The sequence below is a fragment of the Roseomonas sp. KE2513 genome, assembly GCF_016107305.1.
Classification (GTDB): domain Bacteria; phylum Pseudomonadota; class Alphaproteobacteria; order Acetobacterales; family Acetobacteraceae; genus Roseomonas.
In genome coordinates this window covers 1-546 of record NZ_RCVR01000186.1, presented here as the reverse complement: position 1 = coordinate 546, position 546 = coordinate 1, and the positions used below count along the sequence as shown (strand labels likewise).

The window sequence follows — 546 nt, the reverse complement described above, 5'->3', positions numbered from 1 at the left end:
CCAGGTCCGGGTGACGAAGCCTGCGTCGGACAACACCATCGCCCGCATTATCCGGCTCGTGGAGGAGGCGCAGGACGCCAAGGCGCCCACCGCCCGCTTCATCGAGCGGTTCTCGGCCATCTACACGCCCATCGCGGTCGCCGTGGCGGCCCTGGTCGCCGTCGCGCCGCCACTCGTCGCCGGCGCCGATTGGGACACCTGGATCTACCGCGGCCTGGCGCTGCTGCTGGTCGCCTGCCCCTGCGCCCTCGTCCTGTCGACGCCCGCGGCCATCGCCTCCGGCCTCGCCGTCGGCACTCGGCGCGGCTTGCTGGTCAAGGGCGGCGGGGCGTTGGAGGCGATCGGGCGGATCCGCACGGTGGCCTTCGACAAGACCGGAACGCTGACGGAGGGGCGCCCGCGCGTGACCGACCTCCTCGCTCTCAACGGTTCTGAGCGCACTATGCTCGGCCTCGCCGCTGCGGTGGAGAATGGGTCCAGCCACCCACTCGGCCGCGCCATCCTGGAGCGGGCAGAGGCAGACGGTATCCCGCTGCGCCCGGCCAC

1 protein-coding gene is annotated in these 546 nt (G+C 72.7%); it reads left to right on the top strand.

All coding sequences use genetic code 11. The features are described 5' to 3' along the window. On the top strand, positions 1-546 hold a 546-nt coding region (locus D9599_RS30870; protein WP_198385156.1), incomplete at both ends, for an HAD-IC family P-type ATPase.